Below are 7,996 nucleotides of genomic sequence, written 5' to 3'. Positions count from 1 at the left end.
AATCATTCGTGTCGGACACCGCTAGCGCGGTGTCCTTGCCCTCTTCGATTTCAGAGCAGCAGCTGAACTCTATCAACAATCTCCTACAGAAGAGCGAATATAAATTATCGCCGGCGACAAAGGCTATGACGACCAATCTCTCCGGGACGCCCTCCGTTCAGAGGGCGTCCGGCCCTTGCTGCGCCATCGGTTGTTCGCAGCGTACGATCACGCTCACAACGCACGGTTGGACAGCGAATTATACGGCCAGCGCTGGATGGCCGAAACCGCGTTTTCTGCCATCAAGCGTCGGTTCGGCCCCGCTGTCCATCCTCGCACTTGGTACCGCGAATTCCGCGAGCTTGTGGTGACCGCTGCAGTCTACAACCTCGAACAAGCACTCAAACAGTGATTCCGACGTCGTCATCGGATTGGTCGTGTTTAGTTTGGAGCACTGAGCCAGGCAGCAAATGCTTGGAGCCACTTTTCGGCGGTTTGAGGCTTAACATGGCTGAAACAGTTTGAGAAGGACGACGTTCGGCGTTTGAGTTCTCGAAAAATTCGCTCGATGGCATTCCGATTTCCATGGTGTTGTGTCTGAAATCGGAACCCAGCTCTGGCGAGCGCAGTTTGGCGGTGTTGAGCGCCATCGACGAGAAACATGGCGGATTCAATCTCGTGTTTCTGGTGGAGTTCTCGAAGAAAGATTTCGGTTAATGCGGTTGTTGTCGTCGAAAATAATCGGAGGTGCAGCAGATCGTTCGTCTTAGGATCAGCTGCAGCATACAGCCAGAATTGCGGATCATTGATTTGAATCACGGTTTCGTCAATCGTAACGTGATTCGGGCTTCGGCCGTCTGTAGGCTGTAGGTCGGCCTTCTGTATCCAGTCGTGGATGGCCTTTCGAGATCGCTGGACACCCAATTCCTCGAGAAGAGAGACGGTATTCGACAGTGAGAGTCCCGCTAACTGCAGTTGAATACCAAGCTTCATCGCATGCTCGGGTGTCCGCTGGCGCTCCACAAAATCCAAATCAATTCAGTCCGTGCATCCACTGAGGCGGGCGATTTCTGCCATAGACCAGCAAGAAATCACTTCGCCTCACTTTTCATCCTTAACTAAACACGACCATGAGATAGATGAGCAGATTTACTTTCTAATCGAGGGAGAGAACCGTGTGACTATGGCAAAATGTACTGGAATAGCACTAACAGAGTTTACTACCGCTTTTGAGGATCTAAACCCTGATGTTGTTGTGGCAATAGCTGACCGTTTCGAAGAAATCGCGATTGCAACTGCAGCTACCTATCAGAACATCCCACTCGCGCATATTGGAGGAGGAGAAGTTTTTGGTTCTGTTGACGAAAGTATTACAGTCCTCGGTAATTGGTCGTGAATTCTCAAATTCAGATTCGTGAGTCGGCCCTTCATTTCGGCAGCTTCACCGAGTAATTCAGTCACCGTTTTGGTCGTTCTGTCTGAATTCTGACTACCGTCACACGCGATGACGTATGTTTGGTCTCCGAGGGTGTCGTGATGTTCGTTGAGGATGGCGATGCCGCTCTCGGATGCGTTGAGAATACACCCTAAATGCCGTGTGTGACGTGGGTGAGAATGATTCACAACCAAAAGTAGTTTTTGTCGATAAAATGTTCGGATATCGATTTTAAAAAGAACATTACTTTATTTGGTTGGTCTCCCTTCATCGGATGTTATCGTAACCCTTAGTATTCCCTACCATCGATTCTTCGGAAATGTCGAATAGCGTAGCAGCAGTCGTTACATCTCGATCACAATACGCGCGGGTGAAAACTGCACTTCAAGCGTTGAATGACGATGAGCGAATTGATTTTTATCTTATTGTCTCTGGGGGAGCATTAGTTCACCGTTTCGGGGATATATCAGATATTATGGAAGATGCGGGTTTGAAAATCGACAAAAAAATTCATACGCTGTTAGAAGCTGGTGAACCCGTAGCTCAAGCAAAAACAACGGGGATGGGTCTTGTTGAGTATGCGACGGCTTTTGAAGAGTTTGACCCAGATGTGATGTTGACCAGCGGTGATCGGCACGAAACAATGGCGAGTACCCTCGCAGCATCGTATCTAAATATCCCCGTGGTTCACTTAGAGGGTGGAGAAATAACCGGTTCGATTGATGACAAAGTTCGCCATGCTACTACGAAGATGGCTGACTACCATTTGGTTTCAACTGATCGAAGCAAAGAAATCGTTCGTCTGCTCGGTGAACCTACTAATCGAATCTGCCGGACTGGGTGTCCGTCGATAGAGTTAGCTGAACAGATCATCCAGGAAGGAAGAGACGAGTATGACCCGCAAACTGAGTATGGTGGGGTAGGAGATACGGTTGATGTTTCTCAGGATTATATTGTCGTGCAGTATCATCCACTCCCAACAGAGTATGAATCGAACTATGATAAGACGCAAGAGTTGATCAAAGCCTACGAGCAATTAGATGTACAAGCATTCTGGTTTTGGCCCAATATGGATGCTGGCACTGATCAGGTATCGAAAGCGATGCGGGAGTACCGGGAACAGCAAGATCCTGACGGAGTTCGGTTTTTCATCAGCCTTGATCCGCATGACTATCTGACGCTGGTTAAGAACGCTACATGTATGGTAGGAAATTCGAGCGTCGGAATTCGAGAGTGCTCTTATTTCGGTGTCCCAACGGTCAATATCGGGGAGAGACAGCAATCACGTGAGCGTGGCCCAAATGTTCTGGACGTGGCTTGCGATGCCGATGAGATCGCTGCTGGAATCGAAACACAGCTACAGCAGGGGTCGTACCCTCAATCGACGATCTACGGAAATGGGAATGCTGCGAAAAAAATAACGGATACGATTGCTGAACTCGACCCTGAGTTGAAGCCCCCAATGACGCCAGACTTACTGGGATACTACGAGGAGTGATACTAATGACAGAATCTACCGTTCTCGGACTAATCCCTGCCCGTGGTGGGTCGAAAAGAGTCCCACGTAAGAACATCCGTGAATTAGCTGGGACCCCGCTTATTGCCCACTCGATCCAAGCCGCACGTGATGCTACTGCAATCGATTCATTGGTTGTTTCTACTGATGACGAAGAGATTGCCGAAGTAGCAGAATCGCACGGGGCGCGAGTCCCCTTCATTCGCCCGTCGGAATTAGCAACTGATGAGGCTCCGACAGCCCCCGTCATCAGCCATGCCTTGGAAACGCTTCACGACATGGGTGAAGCGTACGATGCGTTTGTGTTACTCCAGCCAACGTCACCGCTTCGGACGGCAACGCATATTGATGAGGCGTACTCGCTTTACGAAGAATCTGACATAGACTCTGTGATTTCAGTGTATCCGACGTACGATACCCGCTGGGAACGCACGTCTGAAGGTGCCAAGAAGTTAAACTATACTGATGCAGGCAAACGAAGACAGGATCGGGACCCAGAGTACGTGATTAACGGTGCAATCTACGTAACGGATGTCGAACAGTTCCTTCAGACAGAGGAGACGATTACAGGCACGACGAAAATGTATGAGATGACGGAGCGAGAGTCAGTAGATATTGACACACCGTTTGACCTATGGTTGGCCGAACAAATTCTAACGGAGTGGGAGACACATGATTGAAATTGAAGGCACGAAGATCGGGACCGGGGACCGTCCGTATATTATTGCTGAAGTTGGGATTAACGCCCGAAACGATCTGACTCTTGCGAAGCGGTTCATAGAGGTGGCTGCGGACGCTGGCGCAGATGCGGTTAAATTCCAGACGCATATCGCAGATGCAGAGATGGTCGAATCGGAGATGAGATCAATCGATGTGGGCGAGGTATACGATACAGTTGCGGACTGTGAGTGGTCACTTGACGAACATCGGGAACTCCAGTCTTATGCGGATATGAATGACGTGACGTTCCTTTCGACACCGTTTTCGACTGATGCGGTTGATTTGCTTGATAAAATCGATGTGCCTGCGATTAAGATTGGGTCCGGTGAAATGAACAACCGGGAATTGCTTGAACGTGCTGCCAGTACAGGCAAGCCGTTGTTAGTCTCAACAGGAATGAATACGCTTGATGAGATCAAAGCAACTTGTGAGTTTCTGGATGACGTAGCAAGCGAATACGCGCTCTTCTACTGTGTCTCAGCGTACCCGACCACAGCTGCCGATTTTGATTTCAAAACCATCGAAACGTTAGAAGAGATCGCGGATGTGTCTGTTGGGTTTTCGGATCACTCAACAGGGGTTGAAGCAGCAAAAGTAGCTATCGGGAACGGTGCAGCGCTTATCGAGAAGCACTTCACAATTGATCGGCGCCTTCCAGGACCTGATCAAGAAGTCTCTATTGAGCCTGATGATTTGGCCAATCTCTCTGAGTTTGCCACGCTCTACAACGAAACTTCTACTGAAAAAGAAGAATTAGATGACGAAGAAATTGAGATCAAGCAATGGGCACAGCACAGTATTGTCGCAACTGAACCCATTAAACAAGGTGAGAAGCTAACTAAAGAAAACACCACGACAAAGCGGCCAGGAACTGGATTATCGGCTGAACAGTACTTTGAGCTTTTAGGTTCCTATGCAACAACCGCAATTCCCCAAGACGCTGTAGTGACATCTACCGATATTGGAACGAAATAATGACAATAAATCTGCCTGCCCGGCGATCCAGTTGCTGAGAAATGAAGGAAATTATGAATTTCTGAAGAAAGGAATACAGATTGTTGAATCCAATAGTGCGGTAAAGGCTTTCATCGACGAAGTATCCCGCATGGGCGCAGAATTCGGTTTACTAATGGCCTGTTTTAAGTACCAAAATGCTGTATTGTCTGGGAAACGTGTCGCGGGAACCGGACATTGACGGGAGAACACCTGGCCGCTTTCTGGAGCCACCCGAGGACTCAGACGACTCCGACAGCGACCTTGATGATCTCTCTATCGACGACTTCGACATCTCCGATCCAGTACCGGATCGTCCCTTATCACGTAGATTGAGGGCAATCTCGACTTGTAGACGCAACTCCTACGCTACCTCAATCAAGGCCTCTCGCCGGAACAGGCGGTCGGGAAACTCGACCTCTACACCGGAAACGTCCCGTTCTGGAGCCTGGAAAAGAACTGGCGCTCATCCCGATACATTGTAACATAGGAGTTTCTCGAACCAATCTTCGGGTGAGTTGAGCTTCAGTGCAAGGAAGTTGAGATACTTCTGAAGATGATGCTTCGAGACACCCCTGAACTTCGCCAGCCACTGGCGAAGGAAACTGTGGCGGTTCTCGCAGGTGTTTGTGTGGGCATCGCCGATGACATAGGTGTCGGAGTGGGTGACGGCCAGATGGCCGTCCACCCCCTCCTTGTTCTCGATACCATCGTAAATCGAGTAATCGTCAGTACAGAGGATGACGCTGCCGTCGCCATACTCAGCGATGTCTTCGTCGGTACCTTGGAGATTCTTGCAGACGAGAAACCGAACTCGTCCGTCGGAGCGACGGACGAGTGTCAGCACTGGCGGTTTGTCTGATTCGAATCGTCCTCGTCCCTTTTTTTGAGTCCGCGCGAGCGCGGACTCTCATCTTCGTCTTCGATCCCCTTCTCGCCGGCTGTCACGTAGACTTCGTCAGCTTCACAGACCTCGTACAGTTCAAATTCATCGATCTCCCCACTCACGTCTTGGACTTTGTGGACAAAGTTGAGAACAGCTTCGTAGTCTCGGCCAAGGTCACGAGCGATCTGAGCGGTCGGCTCAGATCGCATCTCCTTGATGATGTAGAACATCTCTTCGAGTTCGAAGCGATGCTGACCGAAAATCGTGTTCGTGAGGTCGTTGAAATACGTCTCACACTCCTTGCACCAGTGCTGTTGGGCGTCTTTACCGGTCGTCCCTCGCTTCACAACGTTGTCGCTCTCGCAATGGACACACGTCACCGTCTCGCCGAAGCGGGCGAGACGGAGACGTTCAAAACATCGCTCACGTGATGGTAGGAAGACTTGAGCGGACTCCTCATCCATCGTTGACTGGTCATTGATCCGCCATCCAAATTGATGTTACGACTTGTCGAGATGAGCGAGAACTGGTACAAGCTTGACGAAGAGGATGCCGCACGGTTGTTCCTGTACCGGTCGCTCAGTTCCTCGAAGGACTACGCCGTTGAAGAGGAACTCAAGGACGGAGCTGCCGAACGGCTCGGCCTGACTGACGCCATCACCGAGAACACCATCGAGCGGATCAGCGAAGAGGTCAAAGCACAAATCGGCTCGGACGTCAGCCACCGCCTCCGGGAGATCGTGGAGCAGCTGGAGGACAACGACGAAATCGTGACTCTCCCCGTCGCAACCGGGGACGGGTGTGGCGAACCCGAACTGGTGCTCATCTCCCGGGAAATGCGGAAGCTCGCGTACCAGTTCATCCAGTTGGACCGTGACGAGTCTTGGGTCACGTACCCGAACTGGCAGCTGTTCAAGCTGATGGAGATCGCCGGACTCTGCAACATCCACCCGAACGACGCCAAGGCCTCGCTTCGGTTCCTGCCGTACTTCTACTACCGGGACGCGTCCGGGTTCAAAACACTCTGGAACCAGCTCCACGAGTACGACATCTTCGAACTGCGAAAGATGTACCTCGCCGCCCTGGAGCGCATCATCATGGTGCTAGACGAGTACGGCTATCTCCCGGAGCGGTCCGACCTCGCCATGGACCTGACCAACCTGATGTGGCACGGCCGCCACTCGACGGAGAAAGACGAGGACGGGAAGCGACTTGACCGCGACGACATCCCTCACGAGGACCAGCCCATCGGCGTCGAGGGCGTCGATCAGAGGGACGGGAGTTCCTTCGCGTTCCATATCGCAAGCATCAGTCTCGCCAACGTCGAGATGCCCGTGACGCTGGCGGCGAAGACCATCCAACGGCGCGGGAGCATCGAGCACCAGATAGACGAGATGCTGACGTACGCGAAGCACTACGTTGAGCCTGCCGTCGTCTGTATGGACGGTGGGTTTTATGACAGCGGGATGCACGACTGCCTCGAAGAGCACGGCCTCAAGTTCATCAGCCGACTGCGCGCCCGGCCCCCGGCCATCATTGATGACCTGAAGGAGTCCGCCATTCACTACGACCTCGACTACAATGCGCAGGGTACGACGTCCGCCTCGGTGAGGTTGTCCCCGAGAGCGAGGCAGAGTCGTGGCTGATCACGATGCCGTCGAAGAAGCGGATCGAGCGGGCTGAGACGGGGACAGAGGACAAGGGAAATTGGGAGGTGTACTACACGAACCTCGATCCTGAGAAGTTCGGCGGCCTGGAGATCGGGCGGCGGTACCGGCAGCGGTGGACGATAGAGACCGTGTATCGGCTGATGAAACACGACTTCACGGCGAAGTCTGCGAGCGAACTGCGGAGTCAGCGGGAGTTTATCGCCAACATGGCGTTCATCTACAACGCGATGTGGATGGCGTCGAACGTGACATACGCCGTCGAGAACGACCGACCGGTGAAGGACGACCAGGGTCGATACCCGTTCACAGCGAATCAGTTCACCCGTGGCAGTGAAAAAGAGGTCCGGGATTCAGAACAATCAATTAAGAAGTGGGCACATCATAGCTTGGTAACGAAAGAAACTATAAAGGCAGGGGAAGAATTCACAAAAATAATATAACAACGAAGCGTCCTGCCACCGGAATTCCTGCACAAGACTATCAGCGTATACTGGGAAAAACAGCGAGTTTAACGCTGTCACCGAATAAAATCCTCAATTACGTTGATATTGATGGTGATCGCTAACAGCACCCCGAATATCCTCTAGCGTTCTGCAAACTTTATCGTGAGAACTTGGAGAGAAATATTGCTTCCAATTTATATCATTTGTAAATTCCTCTAAATGTGGTGCGATATCCTCCGCGGAGTTTACTAATTTGGCATCGTCACTTTCGACCAAGTGGGCTAGATGATCAGATCCAGGAAGATCATATATGAACGTATTCAGGTTGAATCTCATCCCTTCGTATAGAGCTGT

At 51.3% G+C, this 7,996-nt stretch carries 8 protein-coding genes and 2 pseudogenes; 7 read left to right on the top strand and 3 right to left on the bottom strand.

Annotated elements, in window-relative coordinates; translation table 11 throughout:
* Nucleotides 1–106: 106 nt before the first annotated feature.
* A pseudogene (locus tag AN233_RS01400) lies at nucleotides 107–391 on the top strand (transposase); the annotation flags it as partial.
* Between the two features lie 29 nt (nucleotides 392–420).
* On the opposite strand, the gene AN233_RS01395 reads toward AN233_RS01400, so the two are convergent.
* Nucleotides 421–1,017 carry an IS6 family transposase gene (locus AN233_RS01395; RefSeq protein WP_245625945.1) on the bottom strand — a complete coding sequence of 199 codons (597 nt, stop codon included), beginning with the start codon at nucleotides 1,015–1,017 and terminating at the stop codon, nucleotides 421–423.
* 7 nt (nucleotides 1,018–1,024) lie between these two features.
* Here AN233_RS01395 and AN233_RS16040 point away from each other — a divergent pair, with 7 nt between their 5' ends.
* The 4 genes from AN233_RS16040 (at nucleotide 1,025) to AN233_RS01380 (ending at nucleotide 4,625) form a co-directional block, all read left to right on the top strand.
* The gene (locus AN233_RS16040) at nucleotides 1,025–1,375 is read left to right on the top strand and encodes a UDP-N-acetylglucosamine 2-epimerase (protein ID WP_080508289.1); all 351 of its coding nucleotides are present in this window, start codon (nucleotides 1,025–1,027) and stop codon (nucleotides 1,373–1,375) included.
* Nucleotides 1,376–1,733: 358 nt separating this feature from the next.
* Nucleotides 1,734–2,912, top strand: a complete 1,179-nt coding sequence (gene neuC / locus AN233_RS01390) for a UDP-N-acetylglucosamine 2-epimerase (protein ID WP_058365086.1) — start codon at nucleotides 1,734–1,736, stop codon at nucleotides 2,910–2,912.
* Between the two features lie 5 nt (nucleotides 2,913–2,917).
* On the top strand, nucleotides 2,918–3,610 hold the full coding sequence (locus AN233_RS01385) for an acylneuraminate cytidylyltransferase family protein (RefSeq protein ID WP_058365085.1): 693 nt from the start codon (nucleotides 2,918–2,920) through the stop codon (nucleotides 3,608–3,610).
* Complete coding sequence (locus tag AN233_RS01380; protein WP_058365084.1) at nucleotides 3,603–4,625, top strand: N-acetylneuraminate synthase family protein; 1,023 nt, start codon at nucleotides 3,603–3,605, stop codon at nucleotides 4,623–4,625. Before AN233_RS01385 ends, AN233_RS01380 begins: the two co-directional genes overlap by 8 nt.
* Before the next feature lie 484 nt (nucleotides 4,626–5,109).
* Here the strand turns inward: AN233_RS01380 and AN233_RS16035 are convergent.
* A protein-coding gene (locus AN233_RS16035; RefSeq protein WP_094192396.1) for an IS1595 family transposase occupies nucleotides 5,110–5,993 on the bottom strand; the annotation gives its coding sequence in 2 pieces (ribosomal slippage) (nucleotides 5,110–5,531 and nucleotides 5,531–5,993; 885 coding nt in all).
* Nucleotides 5,994–6,044: 51 nt separating this feature from the next.
* Between AN233_RS16035 and AN233_RS01365 the strand changes: the two genes are divergently transcribed.
* Complete coding sequence (locus AN233_RS01365) at nucleotides 6,045–7,175, top strand: hypothetical protein (protein ID WP_125919947.1); 1,131 nt, start codon at nucleotides 6,045–6,047, stop codon at nucleotides 7,173–7,175.
* 5 nt (nucleotides 7,176–7,180) lie between these two features.
* Nucleotides 7,181–7,639: a transposase gene (locus AN233_RS01360; RefSeq protein ID WP_058365080.1), complete on the top strand. Its 459-nt coding sequence runs from the start codon at nucleotides 7,181–7,183 to the stop codon at nucleotides 7,637–7,639.
* A 93-nt stretch (nucleotides 7,640–7,732) separates the two neighbouring features.
* Here the strand turns inward: AN233_RS01360 and AN233_RS17565 are convergent.
* A pseudogene (locus AN233_RS17565) lies at nucleotides 7,733–7,996 on the bottom strand (hypothetical protein); the annotation flags it as partial.

The organism is Haloparvum sedimenti (assembly GCF_001462205.1).
GTDB lineage: Archaea > Halobacteriota > Halobacteria > Halobacteriales > Haloferacaceae > Haloparvum > Haloparvum sedimenti.
This window is presented reverse-complemented; position numbering and strand designations above follow the sequence as displayed.